This window comes from Paenibacillus sp. NPDC055715 (genome assembly GCF_053617595.1).
The window spans coordinates 42799-63798 of sequence record NZ_JBSHGA010000018.1 but is presented as its reverse complement, the minus strand read 5'-3'; the positions used below and the strand labels follow the sequence as shown (position 1 = coordinate 63798).

At 47.7% G+C, this 21000-nt stretch carries 19 protein-coding genes and 2 pseudogenes; 10 read left to right on the top strand and 11 right to left on the bottom strand.

Annotated elements, in window-relative coordinates; genetic code table 11:
- Positions 1-90 precede the first annotated feature (90 nt).
- Positions 91-156 (bottom strand): hypothetical protein, encoded by a 66-nt coding sequence (locus ACWGOO_RS20525; RefSeq protein ID WP_452486458.1) that lies wholly within the window; start codon positions 154-156, stop codon positions 91-93.
- A 479-nt stretch (positions 157-635) separates the two neighbouring features.
- On the opposite strand from ACWGOO_RS20525, the gene pyk reads away from it, so the two are divergent.
- Complete coding sequence (pyk, locus tag ACWGOO_RS20520; RefSeq protein ID WP_452486451.1) at positions 636-2051, top strand: pyruvate kinase; 1416 nt, start codon at positions 636-638, stop codon at positions 2049-2051.
- 69 nt (positions 2052-2120) lie between these two features.
- Here pyk and ACWGOO_RS20515 read toward each other — a convergent pair whose 3' ends face one another.
- The 5 genes from ACWGOO_RS20515 to ACWGOO_RS20495 form a co-directional block, all read right to left on the bottom strand.
- Positions 2121-2519 carry a hypothetical protein gene (locus tag ACWGOO_RS20515; RefSeq protein ID WP_452486449.1) on the bottom strand — a complete coding sequence of 133 codons (399 nt, stop codon included), beginning with the start codon at positions 2517-2519 and terminating at the stop codon, positions 2121-2123.
- 191 nt (positions 2520-2710) lie between these two features.
- On the bottom strand, positions 2711-3829 hold the full coding sequence (locus ACWGOO_RS20510; RefSeq protein ID WP_452486447.1) for a GerAB/ArcD/ProY family transporter: 1119 nt from the start codon (positions 3827-3829) through the stop codon (positions 2711-2713).
- 15 nt (positions 3830-3844) lie between these two features.
- The gene (locus tag ACWGOO_RS20505; RefSeq protein WP_452486446.1) at positions 3845-4096 is read right to left on the bottom strand and encodes a hypothetical protein; all 252 of its coding nucleotides are present in this window, start codon (positions 4094-4096) and stop codon (positions 3845-3847) included.
- A gap of 23 nt (positions 4097-4119) precedes the next feature.
- On the bottom strand, positions 4120-5325 hold the full coding sequence (locus ACWGOO_RS20500) for a Ger(x)C family spore germination protein (protein WP_452486444.1): 1206 nt from the start codon (positions 5323-5325) through the stop codon (positions 4120-4122).
- A 40-nt stretch (positions 5326-5365) separates the two neighbouring features.
- The gene (locus ACWGOO_RS20495; RefSeq protein ID WP_452486442.1) at positions 5366-6961 is read right to left on the bottom strand and encodes a spore germination protein; all 1596 of its coding nucleotides are present in this window, start codon (positions 6959-6961) and stop codon (positions 5366-5368) included.
- A gap of 100 nt (positions 6962-7061) precedes the next feature.
- Between ACWGOO_RS20495 and ACWGOO_RS20490 the strand changes: the two genes are divergently transcribed.
- The 4 genes and pseudogenes from ACWGOO_RS20490 to ACWGOO_RS20475 all read left to right on the top strand — a co-directional run bounded on the left by ACWGOO_RS20490 (position 7062) and on the right by ACWGOO_RS20475 (position 8370).
- Positions 7062-7244 (top strand): lipocalin-like domain-containing protein, encoded by a 183-nt coding sequence (locus ACWGOO_RS20490; protein WP_452486440.1) that lies wholly within the window; start codon positions 7062-7064, stop codon positions 7242-7244.
- Positions 7216-7422 (top strand): annotated as a pseudogene (locus tag ACWGOO_RS20485) (LamG-like jellyroll fold domain-containing protein); the annotation flags it as partial. The gene ACWGOO_RS20490 and the pseudogene ACWGOO_RS20485, both read left to right, overlap by 29 nt.
- A 402-nt stretch (positions 7423-7824) precedes the next feature.
- The gene (cspD, locus tag ACWGOO_RS20480) at positions 7825-8025 is read left to right on the top strand and encodes a cold-shock protein CspD (protein WP_013308356.1); all 201 of its coding nucleotides are present in this window, start codon (positions 7825-7827) and stop codon (positions 8023-8025) included.
- Between the two features lie 129 nt (positions 8026-8154).
- On the top strand, positions 8155-8370 hold the full coding sequence (locus ACWGOO_RS20475) for a cold-shock protein (protein WP_013308357.1): 216 nt from the start codon (positions 8155-8157) through the stop codon (positions 8368-8370).
- An 80-nt stretch (positions 8371-8450) separates the two neighbouring features.
- On the opposite strand, the pseudogene ACWGOO_RS20470 reads toward ACWGOO_RS20475, so the two are convergent.
- Both ACWGOO_RS20470 and ACWGOO_RS20465 read right to left on the bottom strand, forming a co-directional pair.
- Positions 8451-8841, bottom strand: a pseudogene (locus ACWGOO_RS20470) (alpha/beta fold hydrolase); the annotation flags it as partial.
- Positions 8842-9159: 318 nt separating this feature from the next.
- Positions 9160-9762 carry a hypothetical protein gene (locus ACWGOO_RS20465; protein ID WP_452486437.1) on the bottom strand — a complete coding sequence of 201 codons (603 nt, stop codon included), beginning with the start codon at positions 9760-9762 and terminating at the stop codon, positions 9160-9162.
- A 208-nt stretch (positions 9763-9970) separates the two neighbouring features.
- On the opposite strand from ACWGOO_RS20465, the gene ACWGOO_RS20460 reads away from it, so the two are divergent.
- The 5 genes from ACWGOO_RS20460 (at position 9971) to ACWGOO_RS20440 (ending at position 13960) form a co-directional block, all read left to right on the top strand.
- Positions 9971-10384: a GntR family transcriptional regulator gene (locus ACWGOO_RS20460; RefSeq protein WP_452486435.1), complete on the top strand. Its 414-nt coding sequence runs from the start codon at positions 9971-9973 to the stop codon at positions 10382-10384.
- Positions 10381-11094, top strand: coding sequence for an ABC transporter ATP-binding protein (locus ACWGOO_RS20455; RefSeq protein ID WP_452486433.1), 714 nt, complete (start codon positions 10381-10383; stop codon positions 11092-11094). The genes ACWGOO_RS20460 and ACWGOO_RS20455 overlap by 4 nt, the downstream gene beginning before the upstream one ends.
- Positions 11091-11858, top strand: coding sequence for an ABC-2 transporter permease (locus tag ACWGOO_RS20450; RefSeq protein WP_452486431.1), 768 nt, complete (start codon positions 11091-11093; stop codon positions 11856-11858). Before ACWGOO_RS20455 ends, ACWGOO_RS20450 begins: the two co-directional genes overlap by 4 nt.
- 43 nt (positions 11859-11901) lie before the next feature.
- A complete protein-coding gene (locus ACWGOO_RS20445; protein WP_452486429.1) occupies positions 11902-12387 on the top strand; it encodes a CcdC protein domain-containing protein in 486 nt (161 codons plus the stop codon).
- Positions 12388-12736: 349 nt separating this feature from the next.
- A complete protein-coding gene (locus tag ACWGOO_RS20440) occupies positions 12737-13960 on the top strand; it encodes a stalk domain-containing protein (RefSeq protein WP_452486427.1) in 1224 nt (407 codons plus the stop codon).
- A 169-nt stretch (positions 13961-14129) separates the two neighbouring features.
- Here ACWGOO_RS20440 and ACWGOO_RS20435 read toward each other — a convergent pair whose 3' ends face one another.
- From ACWGOO_RS20435 to bglX, 3 genes are all read right to left on the bottom strand, one after another.
- Positions 14130-15122, bottom strand: a complete 993-nt coding sequence (locus ACWGOO_RS20435) for a LacI family DNA-binding transcriptional regulator (RefSeq protein WP_452486425.1) — start codon at positions 15120-15122, stop codon at positions 14130-14132.
- 158 nt (positions 15123-15280) lie between these two features.
- On the bottom strand, positions 15281-18721 hold the full coding sequence (locus ACWGOO_RS20430; protein WP_452486423.1) for a GH36-type glycosyl hydrolase domain-containing protein: 3441 nt from the start codon (positions 18719-18721) through the stop codon (positions 15281-15283).
- 13 nt (positions 18722-18734) lie between these two features.
- Positions 18735-20909 (bottom strand): beta-glucosidase BglX, encoded by a 2175-nt coding sequence (bglX, locus tag ACWGOO_RS20425; protein WP_452486457.1) that lies wholly within the window; start codon positions 20907-20909, stop codon positions 18735-18737.
- Positions 20910-21000 lie beyond the last annotated feature (91 nt).

Below are 21000 nucleotides of genomic sequence, written 5' to 3'. Positions count from 1 at the left end.
TTTCCACTGATCATCTTGGATTTCGTATCGTCTCTTCATACTTCTTAATTTACCACGATTTAACTTTGTTTTGTAGTTTGAATACACGCCCTAGACAATCGAAGATCTTTCATCCAGAAATTCGGATGGGGAGCAGCCTGTAAGCCGTTTAAATATTCGATGAAAATAGGAAACATCACTTACGCCACGTACTCTGAAATTTCACGAATCGTCAGTCCGGACTTGGTCAACCATCAGTCAGCCATCATTACATAGTAGCTCGGGCGTTCAGTCCATTGGTAGTACACACGACTTGATCCGTTCGTGTAGCATATCGTAGCATCCGAGCTTGATCAGCAGAGGCTGTTCTGTATTCAGTAGGGGGATTGCGTGGTTCGTACATGTTTTGCGGCAATGTATCACATACTTGGTATGAAAAAGCGTAGGAATGCTCTTGCCAAGAATAAACTTGCAACCGTTCACCCAATATACACCATTTTCAAAAGTAACCAAAGTAAACTGTAGTACATCCATCATACTATAGTTCATAGTCTTGACGCACGGGTATAGGTAAATGGAACTATAAAGGTTTAATAGATAGAGAAGTGAAAGTGGACACAAACCAAACAGTAAGACAATCAGGAGGATGACATACTATGCTTAAAACGAAAATTATCTGTACTATGGGACCTGCCTGTGACTCCATTCATTTGTTAAAAGAAATGATCCAGGCCGGTATGACAGTAGCCCGCTTGAACATGGCTCACGGGGAGCTGGAAGATCACGTTAAACGTATTGAAAATGTGCGGCAGGCTGCCAAGGAACTGAACACCTTTATTCCTGTCATGATGGATATTAAGGGACCGGAAATACGGATTGGCAAGCTGAGAGAGGCATCTTGTCTACTGAAGCCAGGTAGCCAGCTTATTTTGACCACGGAAGAAATTTTGGGGGACGAGCATCGTATTTCGGTCAACTACCCGGATATGCCGAAAGATATCAAAGCAGGCGACCGCATTCTCATTGATGATGGCTTGGTCGATCTGACCGTAACCTCCATTGAGGGAACTGAAATGATTTGTAATATCGTAAGCGGCGGTATTTTAAAACCGAGAAAAGGTGTGAATCTGCCAGGAATTCATACCACACTTCCGGGCGTAACAGAGCGCGATGTAAAGCACATCCAATTTGGGGTGGAGCAGCGTATTGAGCTTATTGCGGCTTCTTTTGTGCGTAAAGGCGATGATATTCGTGAGATCCGTGAGATTTTGAAGGGACATAACGCCGAGCATGTACAAATTTATTCTAAAATTGAAAATGCCGAAGGTATGGAAAACCTCGATGACATTATCAAGGCTTCGGATGGAATTATGGTAGCCCGTGGTGATCTGGGCGTCGAAGTGCCGATTCAGGACGTACCTGTGATGCAAAAGGAAATGATCGACAAGTGTAATCTGGTTGGCAAGCCGGTGATCGTAGCTACACACATGCTGGAATCCATGCAGGTAAACCCGCGTCCGACGAGAGCCGAAGTTAGTGACGTGTTTAACGCCGTTATGCAAGGAGCCGATGTGGTTATGCTGTCGGGCGAATCCGCTGCGGGTAAATACCCTGTCGAGTCCGTACGGACGATGGCTGCCGTAGCTGCCAGAGCTGAATCGCAATTTGATTATCAGGAGCAGTTCGATAAGCGCAGAGCACGCCAAAGCACGAACATTACCGAGGTCATCAGTCAAGGTGCGGTTAGTTCGTCCCTGGAGCTGAATGTCAAAGCGATCATTACTTCTACGGCCAGCGGTTTCACGGCCCGTATGGTGTCCAAATATCGTCCGAAAGCACCGATTATTGCGGTCACTCCAAACGACACCGTATTAGCCAAAATTTGTTTGTTGTCTGGTGTATTCCCAGTTAAAGGAGATAATGTAGCGACGACGGATGAAATGTTCGAATCCTGCATCCGTAACGCCCTGAATACAGGGTACATTCAGATAGGTGACACGATTGTGCTGTCGGCAGGCGTTCCTGTCGCCGAGGCTGGTGCCACCAACCTGATTCGAGTACATCAAGTGTAAGCGTAGATACAGACAGTAGAAAGGCGCTGATCCCCAACGGGTTCATCGCCTTTTTACATGGACTTATTTTTACAGTCCGAACACACTTTTAGCAACGACCTGTGTCAATTCTGCCCTATGAGCTTGGTACTGCTCAGGCGTAATACTTTTGTTGGCCAGTCGTTGATCTAGCTGCTCCGTCAACTGAGCCACCTGCAAATCAACGACAGCTTGAGCGTCCCTTTCATTATATTGTGCAATATCTGCCAAGGTTTGACCGTCATACAACGCATCATACAATTGCTCATCCGAGGATACACCCAGTGTTTCCAGCAACTCATTATCCTTGGAAGCTTCACTATCCTGTACCTGGAGGGCTCTCTCTGGAGCCAGTGCAGCAGCATTGGCCCGACTTCCCCATGTAGAGGACTGCCCAATAGACAACGCCAGCAACAAGGTGCAGATGATCATGATTCGTTTTCGATTCATAAGTGTAAAGTCTCCTTTTGATTTCTTTAAAACTCTGACAGGGGGGAACGGTATATAGATATCCAACGGGAGTAATATTCATGCCTTTAGCCCATCCGGTTTTTATGTAGTTACCAGATTCTTGAATACATCATACACGCCCAATCTTAGCGCCAGCTTAATACTCGTTTAAAATAAACTAAAAGTACACATTATCCTTCGGACCCTGTTTTTTTTCTGGACCAGAGTTTTCGTATCCCGTGAATACAGAGCAGCAGCAAAGGCAAAAAAAGGCCTATAGATAACGTATAAGATACCCATACTGTCCCATCCCACTTTTGTTGGTAAGGAACATTCGGATATATGACGACCGACATGACGACCAAGATCATCCCGAGAGGTAAAATTAGAGGCCGATAATCTTTCAAATTAAAAATTTGAGCTATGGCCAACACAATTACGTATAAATATATAGTGATCCTAAAATAGAGCGAAATAAACCACATGATGGCCATGATGGCTTCGATGCGCTGCAGAAAACTGCCGATGCTGATTTTTTGGGCTAACGAATAGCTTGGAAATATACTTCTTGCCGTTGAATCAGGTCCTAAAACCAAAATCGACAATGCAACAATCAGGGCCATCATCAGCCCGCCAAACATGCTTCCGTTGAAAAAAGCTTTACGGGCTTTATCGATACGATTCACAGCCGGAAAAATCATTAACAAAACGATATGGGGTAGAAACAAAACACTAATAAAGGATAGCGCAGCAGGCCAGATCGGTCCTATTCCTGCCTCCAACACGGGCTCGACATTTTCCAGTTTGATCTCAGGCGAAATTAAAATAACCAAAGAAATATAAAGAAGGATAAAAAAGGGGAACAATAGTTCGGCAGAACGGGCGAACGTTTCAATTCCAAGCCATGCCCCCATGACTACAATGACCGCAAAAAGAATATTCACGGATTGAGCCGGCGTTTGCGGCATGATTTGGGTGGTTAGAAAATTTCCTACATCATACAATACTGAGGCAGGACCACTCAAGAAAAGAGTAACGATAAACAGAAGAGAAACGGTTTTGCCCAACCATTTTCCGAGAAGGGTTTCAATGATCTCAGCCAATGTCATCCGTGGATAAAGGGTCGCTATCGTGTTGTAAATCCATACAAGGAAAAAACCGGCTCCCACCCCAACGAGCGCGGCGATCCACGCATCCTGTTTGGCCACGAAGGCCATGCCTGAGGGAATGACCAAGACTGCGCTACCGATCGTAAATAAAGTCGTTAAGATCATAAATTGACGTCCGGAGATTTTGACTTGCTTAGGCACCAATTTCACCTCGTCTTATTTTATTAGACCGATATGGGTTAGGAAATCGCTGAATGGTCTATACACGGCTGTGATCCAATCCAGAGGAGTAGGAATAAACCCACTTAATGCCCTGGCGCTGCTGATTCCGACCCCAAGAAGGAGCAGGATGGAAAACAGCCAAAGCTCTTTTTTTAACCCCTTTTTCCACATGTACGGGACCTCAAACATGCTGATTGCAGCAGCGACCAGCAATATGCCCAGAACGTTCACTATTTTAGGCAGCATCTTTCAACACCTTCTTTGGTAGGTTAATCCTTAATATCATCCAGGAATGAGCTTCCAATCGTGCCCAAGCGCCGAATTTTGAAATCGACCTTGATATCTACAGGCAATTCTGCAAAATGCTCACGATCCCAATTTTTTTTCAGTGAATTCCAGATCTTCGGATCAGCGCGGTGAATGGCTTCACCGAATCCGAAAATGTCAGATTTATACGATTTTTGAGCTTTTCTGACGGCTGATTTCATAATCTCTTCGATCTTTTCTTCCTCTTTCTTCTCCAGCTCATAAATCGTGCTCACTTTGGTCAAATCCAGCCCCTGACACTCGACTTCTCCTACATTGGCCTCGACCTGCATTTTAACATTGATCCGGGGCTCTCCCCTGTTAACGCTCCCTTTTATGGCGGTTTGGGTCCGAATGATTTCTGTGACGACTTTGCCGCCTCCGGGGCAGCCCACAAAGCCGACAGAGCTTTGCACTTTGCCGAGAATGTCGTTGTAGCCTCTGCTTTCAGTTTCGTTTAACCATCCGATTAACTTGTCTTTTCTGAACACAGCAAGTCCCGAATACTGTAAACGGACAGGCGGGTCGATCTTTTGAACATTGCTTTTCGATTCTCCCATTTCTGTATTGCCAACGATCCGAAGTCCTGTCAAGATAGGCTGCATTCCTTCGCTGGTGAGAGCTGCAATCAATTCATCCAAGGTTACTGTCATACTGGGCGACCAATTTTTCTCCGATGATTCCAGGGAGGAGAAAAGGTCATTCGCCGGAATCGGGTCCAGGGGTGTCATAATTTTCAGTGTGTCCTCTGCACTGGCGTCCTTTGACACCACAATATAAAAATCGGTGCGGAGCTGATGATCCCTTGAGAGTAAATCCAGAGTTTTTGCCATCCCCTCCCTCGCTATCGACTCACCGATTACGCATATGCGCAGGTGAGAAAAATACATTTTCCGGGGACTAAGCGTCGTTATTTTCCGGATGGCTTCAAACACGGTATCCGCTTCCACTGTGTACAACGTGGCTGGAGCCCCGCCGCCTGCTCCTTTTTTAGCTGATACTTCTCCGGGGTCCACAACTTGGACGGAGACACGGAATTGATCTCCATGTTTATCGATCCCCATACCGACGGCGATAGCAAGCTCATTCAGCTCCCTACGGTCCCAACAGCCCGTTAGAAGCAAGACGAGTGTAAGAATCAGGAACAGAAATGCCGTCTTCCGTTTCATGATTGTCTACTCCTTTCTGTCTGTTCCTGTCTTCTCCACTTTATTCCCGTGGTTTCCGGGGCGGGGTGCTGTTTCGGCGATTCACATTCTTCTGGCCAATTAGCCGGGGACGTGTAATCATCATCCAGTGAGGAAGCCGAAAGATGGTATCCTTGGTGTCCGACGGTATTAGAGGGGCAAAAGGAGCCATATAGGGAACGCCAAACGAACGAAGGCTGCACATATGCAGGATGAGGGCAATGCCACCGACGATAATCCCGAATAGTCCAAATGAAGCGGCAAGCCCCATCAAGGGAAAGCGCAGCATACGAAAAGCGATGGACATATTATAGGCAGGTAGAACGAAGCTGGAAATTGCAGTAATGGATACGACAATAACCATCGCAGCAGATATGATGCCCGCCTCGACAGCCGCTTGTCCGATGACGAGCGTGCCTACGATGGAGACAGCTGCCCCGATATACTTCGGCATCCGGACGCCGGCTTCCCGTAATATTTCAAAAGTCAATTCCATCATGAGCGCTTCGATAAAGGCGGGAAAAGGAACGGACTCCCGCTGTGCCGCCAGACCGATCAGCAGTGAGGTTGGCAGCATTTCCTGATGAAACGTAGTGATGGCAATATATAAGGACGGACCAAGCAGGGAAATAAAGACCCCGATGTAACGAAGAAGCCGAATGAAGCTGCTGATGTCCGCACGCTGATAATAATCCTCCGCCGCCTGCAGGAAGGAAACAAACAGCGCGGGTACGACAAGCACAAACGGGGTTCCATCCACCAATATGGCAATCTTCCCTTCCAAGAGATTGGCGGCGATGACGTCCGGGCGTTCGGAGTTGTACACTGTCGGAAAAGGGGTAAATGTTTCGTCCTGGATTAACTCCTCGATATACCCGCTTTCAAGAATGCCGTCTACATCAATGCGATTCAGTCGTTCATGCACTTCTTCGACCAATTTATGGTTCGCGATTCCCTTGATATACATGACTGCGACATCGGTTTGGGTCACACGGCCGATTTGTTTTGTTTCCAGCCATAAATTCGGATCTTTAATCTTACGCCGGATCAAGGCCGTATTCGTGCGCAGTGCTTCAGAAAATCCTTCTCGCGGCCCACGGACGACATTTTCAGAGGCAGGCTCGGTGACCCCGCGATCTTTCCATCCTCGTGCGCTGGCCACGATTCCTTGCGTCTCACCGTCAATCAAAATGATTGCATCTCCGGACAACAGAGCGTTATATAAGGTTTCAAAGTCGGTAACATCCCGGATGTCGCCGATGGTCAGGGCGTAATCTTTCAAAATCTGCAGGACATGGGATGAGGTTTGAATCTTGAGGTTCACATCCTCGGACAAGCTACTGTCCAGCATCATCGACTCCATGATGAAGTCAGAGACTACGTTTTTATCAGCCAAACCGTCGGTATAGAGGATCGCAATGGTCTGGTCACCATCTTTACCGATACGAACTTCTCTTATGATGATGTCGGTGCTGTTGCCGAGTGCTTGTCTGATCCGCTGAAGGTTTGCCCCGATATTTGCACTGAGTTGCTCCTCTGAATGTGCAGAATTACTCTTGTTGTGCTGGACGGGTGGCTTTTTAAAATGGTTGTGGCTGCTTCTTTTCCGAAGGCGCATGAACGTTCTCCTTCTCCTTGCGGATGCTTTTTTATCCAGTATGGACGTAACGAGCTTCTTATAAACTCACTATTGAAATTCCGATGATTTGGAGGGGGATATGAAAAAATCTTCACTAATAAAGTTGTCGGAAAAGGATGTCCTCGGTCAATACTCGTATGTAAATCACGGGAAAGGAATTTCAGCCAATATTAAGCAATCCCTGACCGTCAGTTTGGATAGCGGCGGCAAACTGTCCGGCGGAGCGAACAGTACATACAGGAAAGCAGTATGTAAACGGTGAAGAGGTAGCTGTTAATGACCGCGTTACCTTTAATCCGAGAGAGCTGCTGACGAGCGAGGTTTATCTCGGTAAAAGCCGCTTTGCCGCCGATGCTAACCTTAATGACAGTCTGGATGAGGTCCAATTGTATAATAAAGCGCTGACAGCAGATGAAATGAAGGCATTGGCAGGTCTTTGATGCTGATAGAACAGTACGTAACAGAGTAGATGCAGGAAACGAGCTTATTTTAGGAAAAAGTTCGTTTCCTGCATAATGTTTTTTGTATATTTATTTTTCGTTTGCTGGTATAATGAGAAGCAGTTGTGGATATACTGTTTTAAGGTAGGCGTTGATGACTGGCTTTCGCCTCATGTCTACAATTTAGACACATAAATAGAGAATAAGAGCACGCTGCATAATTTAAATTCACCAGTGCTTGCGTTTTCAATACACTTATGGTAATATGAGTATATTGAAGTTGTGACCTGAATTCGCATATTGTAGAGGGTTGTTGTTATAGGTTGAAATAACCTTGTGCAATATGTGAATTTTTATTTGTAAAAAATAAAGGTCATATAAATACATTTTGGAGGTAATTCCATGCAAACAGGTACAGTAAAATGGTTTAACGCAGAAAAAGGTTTCGGTTTCATCGAGGTTGAAGGTGGAAGCGACGTATTCGTACATTTCTCCGCAATCCAAGGCGACGGTTTCAAATCTTTGGACGAAGGCCAACGCGTAGAATTCAACGTAGTTGAAGGAAACCGTGGACCACAAGCTGAGAACGTTGTAAAACTGTAATTTTAAATTACAGTCTACTTCAAATGCCCCGAACATAGCGTTTGGGGCATTTGTTTTTCTGTTTACAAGGCCGTTTTTGAACTGATTACATCTTATCGCTTTATAAATCATGAAGAAAGAGGGATGTTTATGTACAATTCACGGAAAAAGCCAATGGATGAGATTCCTGAGGAAATTACAACTGTCTGGAATTGCGCCAGCGATACGTGCAATGGATGGATGCGGGATAACTTCGCTTTTTCTGTCGAGCCGACATGCCCCATTTGTGGATCTGCCATGGTGAAGGGCGAGAAAAAGCTGGCCGTTTTGAATAATACGAGCTTTAATCATACCAAACAATCCTAATTGGATATACGTTTGTAGTGAAGGATGCCCCAAAGCCGCTAACGGCGCTGAGGTGTCTTTTTTGTTTTTTTGAACATTTGAATATCCGGGCGTAAATCAGAATCACGTAGGGAATATAAAGTGAAGGCCATGCTATGGACAGAGGCTGCAAAGCCCTGATCACGTACCTAGTCGCGAAAGCTCTGGTTGACGGGGGTGGCAAACAATAGTTCGTCAAATGAAGTGACCAGTTGGGGTCGATGTGTCCGCAAGCCGATCATAGGTGTAGCTTTGCCACGGTCGATCCGACCTGCCGAATCCCCGAAGATCCACCTGAATACAGCGATACCCGTAGGAAGGCAGCAGAGCTACCTGATATTCGTACATTTGATGATCCAGCGGCCAGCCATGCACCATCAGAACGGGGATGCCTTCTCCTGTATCTTCCACATACAGCTTGACCCCATGTTCCATCTCAATATAATATCCCACTGTGTTCCCCCTTTAGAAACTACGGAATTTCGTTCTCTCCCACATTTATGTAGCTAGGGCTTAGCCCATTCGAAAAAGGGATAAGACAGTCGCCTTCACATCAAATTCCTGCTGGTTTATTTTTATTACAGAATCTTTTTTGTTATATTGTCTCCCCGTACACGAACCATGAGCCTGTCCCTTGCTGCTGTGAAAGCAGAGGACAGGCTTATGGTTTTCCCGATCCGTACAGGGAAGCCGGAGGAAATTTATTCACATGGAGTTGCAATGTCTAATTAACAAATGGTACTTAATAAATGAAGTTTATTGAGTTACAGCTTATTGGAAGAGGGGAGACTTGAATGCATCTTCTTTAGCATGCCCCTTAAATGCATCTTCTTTAGCGTGCCCCTTAAATGCATCTTCTTTAGCATGCCACTTGAATGCATCTTCTTTAGCATGATCCTTGAATGCATCCGCTTTATCCCATTCTACCGGTGGCTTGGATGGTTTAACGCCGTTCACCATATCTGTTATCCTTTGCTCCAGATTAGAGACACGGTGGTTATATTTGGCGTCTGTAATCTTGCCGTTTTGTTTTTCCTCAGACAGTTTTGCTTTCATATCAGAAACCATCACATCAATAACAGAATTCACGCTCACGCCTTGTTCTTCAGCAATTGCTGCGAGTGTTTTACCTGATTTCAACTGTGCCTTCAACTCGCTAGAGGATAATTTCAATACTTCCAGAAGAGCTTTGTGCTCAGCAAAATTTCCCCCTCTGATGACATGCCCGTTAGCGTCGCCATGGTTGCCTGCAATTGAAGCCCTCTCAGGTGTAAATGAAGCAGCATGGGCTGCGCCAGTGGAGTACAGTGCTCCACCTCCTAAAAATGCCAATGCCATCGTTCCTGCTAAAATCGCTTTCTTAGTGTTCTTCATCTCATTTTCCACCTTTCGGGTTATGGTTTGCTTGGTACGAATACATCATAAGATATCAACGTGAATACTACCTTAACGCAAACTGAACATTTACTGAATGAAATTTGGGCGACATGACTAGAAATTTAAAATAAACTTGCATATAGTGTATTAGGTGATATAATACACTATATGCACATTAGATGCAGCGGATTAGGGGGAAACACCCATGGAAGAACAAAGGGTTGGCTCGCTTCGGTTTTTAATTGATTTTAGCCAGCCATTATATGAACAAATATTAAATCAGGTACGAAGCTCCATTGCCAAAGGGGAGATTGAAATGGGAAGCAAAATGCCGTCTGTTCGTGATCTGGCACAGGAATTGCGTATGAATCCGAATACTGTGATGCGGGCGTATCAGGAGCTGGAGAGGGACGGACTGACCGAGAAGCGGCGCGGCTTGGGAACCTACGTTACGTCGTCCAGTGAGCGGGTAGACAACTTTCGGGAACAACTGGCCCTGACGTATATAGATCAGTTCCTGAGACAGATGAACAGTCTGGGGCTGTCATGGGAGAATGTACAGCGGTATATAGCAAGCAAACAGAATGGGAATGATGAGGAAGGAGGCGAAGGGTCATGACGGAATCTATTGTGGTCGCGAACCATATCACGAAGCAATATGGCAGTAAAAAGGCGCTAGATCAATTGGATGTCGTCATTCCTGCGGGCCGCATTGTAGGGGTGCTTGGGCCCAATGGCTGCGGTAAATCCAGCTTTTTTCGAGCGATCACCGGATTAATTCAACCGGATGGAGGCAGTCTTGAGGTGCTGGGGCAAAAGCCCAGCTGGGAAACCAACCGTGGCATATCCTACCTGCCTGACCGGGCTCGCTGGTACCCCAATCATACGGTGCAGCAGACACTGGAGTGGGGACAGTCCTTTTTGCCCGGCTTTAATATGAAGGATGCGCATAAGCTGGCTGATCATATGGACGTGGAGCTGGATCTAAAAATGGCCTGGCTGAGTCGTGGGCAGGAGGCACGTGTGCTGTTGATTTTGTGTCTGGCGCGTGAGGTTCCGCTTATGATTCTGGATGAACCCTTTTCTGGCATTGATGTTCTCTCCAGAGAGGCAATCGTAGCCGGTATTATTGATTATTTGGAGGATCGGCAGCAATCCATACTCATGAGTACGCATGATATTCAGGAAGTGGAAGGCTTGTTTGATTACACGGTGATGATGGATCGTGGACGGGTGATATGGTCCGGTGATTCGGATGATCTACGTGGAGAGCATGGCTCGCTGAATCAGGTGTTCCGAAATTTGTACAAAAAGGAGTGGAAGGCGTGAATTCATCCGGGCTGTTCAAAGATTTAATACGCCATGAATTTCGAAATAAGGGAAGCTGGAGAAAGCAGAGCCGCAATCGACTGCCCAGATCGTGGAGACTTGTATATTTCTCACTATTTCTAATTGTGGCGTTCGTTATTTCCTTGTATTTCGCGCTTCACAACCAACTCGAATTGACAAGGCTATGGTATGTCACCCTGGGATTGCCGTACATGATCATTTTTATGGGCGTGGGTATTCTGAGGAGAGAATGGGAAAATGACACTTACGGATGGTGGCTGACCCTTCCCTATCCGCGAATGTGGCTGATCAGCGCCAAATGGATTGCTGCCATTTTACATGCCGTAGCCGTGATATTGATCTTGTTTGTGGTGGGTTCTTTGTACGCGCTGTTCATCTCATCGACCATACAGCCTTATACGTTTGCGGATGCAGTGTCTTTTGTCATCGTCGGATTTAACTGGTTTGTAGTGATTATCGCGTTCACGCCGTTCGTTATTGCGCTTGGTCTGCTGACAGTCAGTACAAAATTCAGCACATGGAGACCGATTAGCCCGATTCTCTGGATGGTGTTGATGGGTGGAGGGAGCTTCTTTTATTGGTCAAGCGATCAACGGCTTTATGAGCAGTTTAACCATATTCAGACAGGACAATGGTTTCCTTTTACTTGGCACTTCCCGGTTGCGGTGTTGATCAGTTGGGTTGCTGCATACGCATTAATCCGCTTGAACGCTTATTTGCTGGAGACAAAACTGTCAATTTAGTAAACGATCCAACGATATATATATATAGGAAAGGAATTTCACCATGGCGACGATATTCATCTATGTATTTTTGGCTGTTTTGGTGGGGCTAATGATCTGGTTGAGAACCAAAAGACGAGGGGAGCCGGTAAAAGGAAACGGAGTCCGCCTTTTGCTTCCCTTGTGTATCGCACTCCCACTCATGATGCTGTCTGTGTACCAATGTATGCATATTCCCGGTCAATCGCATGCGCTTCCCGCCTTTTGGGAGCTATTGGCTGCCGGGCTGTTAGGTGCGGTGTTTGGTTATGTCATTCTGCTGCATACGGCATATGAGCGACGGAGCGACGGACACATTTATCCCAAGCCGAACAAATATTTTAAATATATTATTATTTCCATTATCTTGATTCGCATGATGTTGACCCAGTATCTCAGCAGCTTAGGTACGTCCGAGATTAGTGTATTGGCGATTACGATGGCGCTGGTCTATATCTCCATCTGGCGAATTGGGAGCTTCATTAAGTTTCGGAGAACGTTATCGGTATAAAGGGTATAAATCGTGGAAAGAAGCGGGTTCTCTGTTCAAAAGCGTTCATTCGCTCGGTGATAGAGCCCGCTTCTTTGTGGTCTTATCATAAATTCATTTGTTAGCCCATAAACATACATTGTTATTCAACTCTGTATCCTTTATTCTAAGGTAGTAGCTTGCTGTTTGACGGGCTGCAAGTATAAAAGTTTGAAGGAGGGACATTGAGGTTTCAAAAGAATCCATCGGGGTTTAAAGGATAGGGTGGGATGTTGTAAACTATTTTTTTGTGATAAGTTGCAACTATAATTTTTACATAAAATGAAATCGTTTTCCATATTATTTTACAAGATGAGAGGGGCTTACATTCATGAAAAAACATACGGTTACCGCTGCACTTGCCGGCTTGCTCGTGCTATCTTCTGCTGTACCGGCTTTAGCTGCCGAGGTAAAACCCGCTATAGGTATTCAGGTTTGGGTAGATGGCAAGAAAGAGGCTTACAAGATCGCTCCTATCGTGAGAAATAAGCAGGTTTTGATTCCTTTGAGACAACTGGCTTCCAGTTTGGGGATTCCGCTGGATTCCAAACATATTACGTTCAATACGGCGCGTCAAAGCACGACAATTCGTTATGATCAGGCGACGGTTGTACTGGTGTCTGGCAGTCCGGAAGCGCAAATCAATGGGATTAAGGTACCGCTGTCCACTTCGACCCTCTTGACGAAACAAGGGGTAACCTATGTTCCGGTCGATGTCATTAAAGAAGCGTGGGGCAAGCAAGTGATTTGGGACCCGGCCAGCCAAACGGTGCAAATCGGGGTGAGTAATAAGGATAAGGTCGTTGAAATCCTGAAAAGCTTTGAAACCGGAGATACGAAAGCGGCCGAGACTTGGATCAGCAAAGATCAGTACATTCAGCACAATCTGGGCTTTGCCAGCGGTAGAGATGCCTTGCTGCAAGGAATAAGCCAATTAAAGGAAGCTAATACAAAGGTTGAAATCCACCGTGTGCTTCAGGATGGGAATTTTGTAGCGGTTCATTATAAAACGACAATTGCAGGGAAATCAAGCATTGTCTTTGATATTTTCCGCTTTGATAGCAATGGTAAAATTGTTGAGCATTGGGACAACATTCAGGATTCGGCTCCAGCCAATCCAAGCGGACGTACGATGATTGACGGGGCAACTCAAATCACAGATCGCAATAAAACCGAGACGAACAAAGCGTTGATCCGCAAGTTTGTCGATGATATTCTGGTTGGCAAGAACCGCGCTGCACTGGAAAGCTACTATAATGGTGATCATTACATTCAGCATAATTCCTTTTTTGGCGACGGCGTTTCCGTTCTGAAGCAACTATTCCCCGCAGCAGATGGAAACCAGGGAAATTCCTCTGGATATGATAAGGTTCACATGATCATTGGAGAAGGAAACTTTGTGCTGGTTGTGAGTGAAATCAAATTACCTGACGGAACCTCGGCTGCTGTCTATGATATGTGGCGTGTAGAGAACGGCAAAGTGGCAGAGCATTGGGATGTAGGTCAGAACGTTCCGCCTCAAGCAGAGTGGAAAAATACGAACGGCAAGTTTTAAAAACGGCAATCCCTTACGGTCGTTGATAATTTGCTTGATGATTTGTTAGGTTGAAAAATAAGCATGACGAAAAGAACTTCCAACCCGTGTTCCGGGGCAGTGGAAGTTCTTTTTTTTTTGCAGGATAGCGTGTAATTGGGGGCTTCTGCGGCGTTCATCAGGCATTCTGTTAATCTGGAGTGCTGAATGCTGCGCCTGCGGATTCTCTTTGGATGAGCGTAACGTACAGCCGTTCATGCTCCACGTCTTCCCCCGCTATGATTTTGAGAACTTGTTCGGCAGCTACTGCGCCCCATTTACGTTTGGAGTAATCAATGGTCGTCAAACGAGGCTGAATATATTGTGCCAGCTCAATATTATCAAAGCCAACGATATGAATGTCTTGGCCGATGGTAAGTTCCGACTGAGCCATTCGATTGTAAAAGCCTACGGCCATCTCATCATTGAGGCAGAATACCGCGACGGGTCCAGCATCCGGGCTGACATGTTGCTGCAAAATGATCTCGGCCGCCTGTTCGCCGCCCGATTTTTCAAAGTCGCCGCCAATCTCGATCATTTCGGCGGTGCCGCTGCGCTCAATCGTCTGTTTGACCGCCTGCATACGCTGCCATGAATCATAAGAGCCGTCTGGCCCGGTGACAATATACAGCTTGCGATGTCCCATTTCCAGTAGATGCTCTACTGCGAGAGCGGCACCTGCTTTGTTATCCAGTAGCACCTGGTTAATATTGGGATGATTCAACTCACGGTCAAGTACGACCATTTTATGCCCACGCTCAGCGTAGTTCAGCAGTTCCTGACTATCGAACGTCTGATCCAGTATGATGGCTCCATCGATCATGCGCTCCGGCAGCATTCGGTGAGATTGCCTGCCGCTGCATACGATAAGGTCATAGTCTTTTCGGTTCAAAATCTCCTTGATGCCATACAGCAATTCTCCATAAACGTCTCCACGGAAATCGGTTAGGAAGACGCCGACAATTTTGGTTTCCCTTTTTTTGAGATTACGTGCGGCGGCATTCGGCACATAGTTAAGCTCTTTGGCAATGGCTAAAATACGTGCGCAGGTCTCTTCCGTTACCTTATCACTGCCGTTCAAAGCGTATGAAACGGTAGATATGGAAACGCCCGCCTGTTTGGCGATATCTTTAATGCTAACCACATCGTTTCCTCCTTTTTCGCCAGTCTTATACTTGCTATTGTATATTTGATTACTAACCTTATTTTATGTTTGTTTCGAATATCGTAGCTGGACGTGCAAGCAGCAAATGGCAATGACGATCCCGCAAGATCGCCATTGCTTTATTGCCTATACCTGATTTATAAAATAATCTCCAGGCGGTGTACACCGTCATGGTCTGCTAACGCCTGCTCGAAGGTCTTGCGCTTGATGCGCAGGGCACCCGAACGGTAGCGATTGTCGTCGGTTGGCTCGTTCTCCAGCGGTGTTCCGTTCAATACCGCACGGCTTTGCTCACCGCTGTTATGCTCTTGCGGCATGCGGTAGATGAAGGTAACGGGTTTCCCGGCAAAGGAAAATTCAAATTCCAGTCCGTCGAGATCATCCGGCAGTACAGGGTCCAGGATCAGGTCTTCGCCCGACTGACGAATCCCAAGGATATTCGATATGAGCTGATTCATATAGATCCCCGGACCGCTGGAGTAGATTCTCCAGCCGCCTTTGACCGGAACGGCTCCTTCACGCAGTTCATCAAACCGCTCTTGTGCTTCGTAGCGGGTATTAAATTTGCCGTCCGAGCTGCTGAAATACGCGTTGCTCTGACGCCATTCGGCGTTTGGCACGGACGCTCGAATGCCGACCGGGTTGATGAGCTTCAGGCTGTGCCAAGCGTCATCTTTGCGACCGAGCTTGGCCATTGCTTCCGCGAAGCGGATATGGGCATGCACATATTGCAGCCCAACCTCGCGTCCGAAGTTGGCCGCTTGCTCTGCGCGCTTGAAGTGCGAACTCACACCGCCATCGTACTGTGCAGGGCGGTTCATCAGACGCACGCCATCCGGGCACAGGAACTGCTCGCGGATGAGCTGCTCATGAGCCAATGCTTGCTCCGGCGTGAGCAACTGGCTGATCATGCTGCGTGTCATCGGCAGCAAGCGGTAGTGAATCCCCGTCTCCGTATCGGACGGATGGAGCATCAGCTTGGACTGACCGGGCTCTTCCATATACACGAAGCCCGGGATAATACCGCTCTCCAGCATGTAGCGGTTAAAGTCCTTGCGGATGCCTTCGGCCATCTGGTGCAGATCCTGTGCGATCTCGGCGGCTCCGCTTACGATGCCTGCCGGGGCCTGTTCCAGCGCAGCAGCAAAGTTGCTAACTACCTGATAGGTAAGTGCAACGGTCCAACTGCTCGCCATGTATTGCTTCAGCTGAGCGTTGGCTGGTTGGAGTGTGTCATCCCAATCGCCGTCGCCGTAGGCCGACAAATGCGTATCATGAAGGAAATTCGCTCGAATATATTCGATTTCCTTCATCGCATGTTCCATGAGGGTCGCGGTCTGTTTTGTAAAATCAAAAGTATGCCGGTTAGTGTAGGGCACATTTTCTTCCAGAATACTGTAATCGCGGGTAGCGGTCAAATAATCTCCCAGTACCTTGAGCGGCCAGACGATAATATCACCGTGGCTCTCTTCTTGTTGAACACGAGTATAGTTGTCGAACATAAACCATTGCGGCCAGTTTCCGCTATCCTTGTACTGATGGCTGAACACGGTCAGCAGAATGGAACGGACTTCGTCAAACTTCTGCACGGCTGAAAAATATTCCACCGGGCCCTGACATACATCGCGTGTTCCCCAAGCTGCACCACCGTATTGCTCCAGACCATGAGGCACGGAATAGTGGACAAGCATATTGTGGGTATACCACCAGGCCACTGCATTAACACGGAACAACTCGCTGGTTTCATGTCCGCTACGCGTCAGATGGAAGCCGTTCATCAGCCCGGCAAAATATTGCCGATAGCGCTCACGCCCAGCATCAAAAGAGGCATCGCGTTCCACATGTGCATAGCCCTTCCCGGTCGAATGCCCATGCAGCCAGCCTTGCACGGTGCAGGTCCATTCGCTGCTGTCGCCTAGCTCTAGCACGACTAGAGATGCATCGGGGGAGGATGTACCCTGTAGCAGTGTGTGAGCGTCGCTCACTTGCTGTAACGGAGCGCCTTGTACCTGCATTTGGTACACCAGGTTCGGATAGGTTTCGGCGCTCAGGGAGGTTTGGTCTGCGCGGAAGAGCAGGGCCTCACCGTCCCGTTCCATATGGAACGGTAGCTCATATTCATTCACATGCATGGACATTTGCTGAGTCACGAGGAACGGATAGGCTTTGCCGCTTACCGAGCGCACATGAAGCTGTACTTCTGGTGTATCGGCGTTTGTATGGTTTGTAATGATGAGCATATCGTCAGCGGTTTTGTAATACCAGCGCACATAGTTAAAGCCAATCTCGAACAGGGAAGGCATCGTGAGCAGACGGTATTTCCCATGGATTCCGACATAGATACGTTGACCGGATGTTTTTGGAATATTGAGTGCATTACGCGTGTTTGTAATCATTTTATTGAAATTCGTGTTGCCGATCACAAGCTGGGAATTGAACACTCCGTACATATAGGAGGTGGTTGTAATGTTTTCTTCCTTACCTCCCGCGTAATGCCCGCCCATTAAAATATGCCCATGTGGACGCTCTACACGAAGCTCTTTGGATTTGAGTACGACGTGTTCATAGCTGTCCGTGAAAAAGGAAAGCAACGTGTCGCCGTCATGTTCTTCTTCCTGCCGTTTCGGGAAGAGCTGATCCAGCTCGGTTGTGGTCATATCCAGCGTGCGCAGTGGCTCCCCGATGTTCTGGGCTGGAGCCACACACCCAGCCTGGAGATGACTTGTAGCATGCGCCGGGATGGCGGTCTCGGAAGCAGTCTCCATAATAGTCGCTACTTCTTCGCGTGCTTTCGTCACCAGTTCCTGGTACTCCAGCTTTGTAACGGCAGACGGATGATTCGGCTGGAACAGTCCGTAAAAGGTAAAACGTGCTTCCCCGGCGAGCTTTATCCGCTCGGATTGCAATGCTATATAAGCGAATTCGTACTGGTACACTTCATTGGCGAGCGAATCACGGCGCAGTGCTTCCGGCTCGTTCGTTTCTTTGTACGAAAGACCAAAGAACTGAAATCCGTCCGTCGAATAACCGACGGTGCGGGTTAACGAGCCTTGCTGGATGTAAGGGAACGCCTGACTTTGCGGCTGGTTTTGACGGGAGCAAACCGTATAGCCTCTTTGTTCGTCATGGAAGACGGTATGGTCGATATATTGAGACAGATAAGCTTCATTACTGCGTACAGCCGCTATATCCGCAATGCCGATATCCTGACCATACACGATATCAGCTTCCACTTCATCGCCCTGTAGAGTTACATCCCAGAACCATACCCCGAGACGGCTTAGCGTGAATGTTACCTGATAGCCGACACCTGACGTAAAGCCTTCCCAAATGATCAGTTGATCCGTTTGCTGTACCATTCCGGGTGAGCGAACTCCGAGCAGGGGAGTGATGCTGACGCCGGACGGATGGTAGAGTCGTAAGTACAGGTTGTTCAGGGAACCGTCGACAGAATTGCTCAGCAGTTGATTGATCATGATTGAGCCCTGGGCCATTTTGTATACATCACCGCTGCTCAAGAAGGTGAAGGACAGGTCTCCAACCCGTAGCAAAATATTTTGATCCAGCCTTGTATTCATCAAAGGTTACGCCTCACTTTCCTGTTTCTTTCACTAACTGAAAACGTCCTTCGGTAGTATCTCGGCTATTAGGTCCTGTAAAGACGGCGAATTCACCGCTGTCACTATCAAAGCTCAGGTCTGCATGGTGATAGCGCAACTGAGGCTCGGTCAATGCAAATTCCACTTCCCGGCTTTCGCCCGGAGCAAGTAGAACTTTGCGGAAATCTTTAAGCTCTTTCATCGGACGAACCGTATCTCCGCTGATATCACGGACATAGCATTGAACCGTTTCCTCGACAGGACGTGTTCCTGTGTTCGTTACCCGTACCTTCACTGTCAGTGCTTGACCGGGAGTGAGGGTGTCGCTGGAAAGCTGTACGCTATCATAGGCTACTTTCGTATAGCTCAAGCCATAGCCAAAAGGGAATAAAGGTTCGTTCGGTACGTCAAGGTACTGGGACACGTAGCGTTCCTTTGTATTCGGGTCCAACTGCGGACGTCCTGTATTAAAATGATTGTAGTACACAGGTACCTGCCCCACCGAGTGCGGGAAGGACATCGTCAGACGACCTGTTGGTTCGGCATCGCCGTACAGCAGATCGGCAATCGCCGCTCCGCCTTCACCGCCGGGGAACCAGGCTTCCAGAACGGCATCTGCTTCTTCAATGACACCGTGCAGATCCAGTGGACGACCATTGAACAGCACGGCTACTATAGGCTTGTTCAGCATCTTCAGGCGTTTCACCAGCTCCAGTTGGGCTTGTGGCAGGCGAATATCCGAGCGACTGCCCGCTTCACCACTCATATCCGAACGCTCGCCAAGCGCCAGTACGATGATCTCTGCTTGGCTGGCAGCTTGCAGCGCTTCTGCATATTGTTCTTCCGATATTTCATCTATAGAGCATCCAGTCGCTACCGAGAGCAGCGAGGAGGATATTTTCGATTTGAATCCGTCAATGACTTGAATAGCTTCTTCTTGCGAACCGCTCCACGACCAAGAGCCAAGAATATCACCGCTCTCTGCAAAAGGCCCAATCAGCGCGATATGCTGACTGCGATTCAGTGGAAGAACGGAATCGTTTTTGAGCAGTACGCATGATTTGATCGCCAATTCCTTAGCAACCGCCCGGTGAGCTTCGCAGAACACGACTTCGCGTTCCCGCTCAGGGTCTGCGCCGCGCAGCGGATTGTCGAACAAGCCCAGCTTTTGCTTAAGCTTCAGCACACGCATGACCGCTTCATCAACGAGCGCTTCATCCAGCTGCCCGCTGCGAACCAGTTCAGGCAAATGCCCGTTATAGCAGGAGGTCATCATTTCAATGTCTACGCCTGCCAGCAGTGCTTTCTGTGCTGCCTCGCGCTCATCCTCGGCAATGCCGTGGGGAATAAGCTCCTTGATGGCGGCCCAATCCGAGATGAGCACACCGTCAAAGCCCCACTCATCGCGAAGCAAATCGCGCATCAGGCGCTTGTTGCCCGTCGCAGCTACACCCTCTACGGTGTTGAAGGAGGTCATCACCATTTCGCAGCCCTCATCTAGCGCGGCTTTGTAGGAGGGGAGATAATACTCGCGCAACTGCCATGCGGACAGATCGACGGTATTGTAATCCCGTCCGCCTTCGCCTGCTCCATATGCGGCAAAATGCTTCACGCACGCCGCCACCCGGTCCGTATCGTTCGTCAGGTCTTTGCCTTGAAAGCCGCGTACGAAAGCACGGGCAAATACACTATTAAGGTAAGGGTCTTCCCCTGTAGATTCCATTACACGGCCCCAGCGCGGGTCACGTACCAAGTCCACCATCGGGGCAAAGGTGACATGAACACCGGACACAGAAGCTTCTCTGGCAGCAATGGTAGCGCTCTCTTCTGCGAGCTGCACATTCCATGAACAGCCAATAGCCAGCGGTATGGGGAAAATCGTTTTGAAGCCATGTACAATGTCTGCCATAATTAGAAGCGGAATGCCCAGACGGTTTTTGCTTAGATGTGCTTGTTGAACACGAATGGCTTCCTCGGCTCCTGCGATGCCTAGCACCGATCCGACGTTACGGACCGTTTCTTCTGTGATCCCTAGAGATGCCATCGGTCCAGTAATTTGGTCGTCCGTTTCCGCATCTTCAAAAGAAACTCCCACGAGTTGGAGCAGTTGATCGACTTTTTCTTCAAGCGTCATATTTTGCAGATAGGAATTCAGTTGTTGCTCCATCATAATCCTCCGTAAGCTGCTCTGATTGCAGCTTTCTTTTTCAGATCCATGAGATTTTTTTGTTAAGACTGATTCAAAAAAGCGACGAACA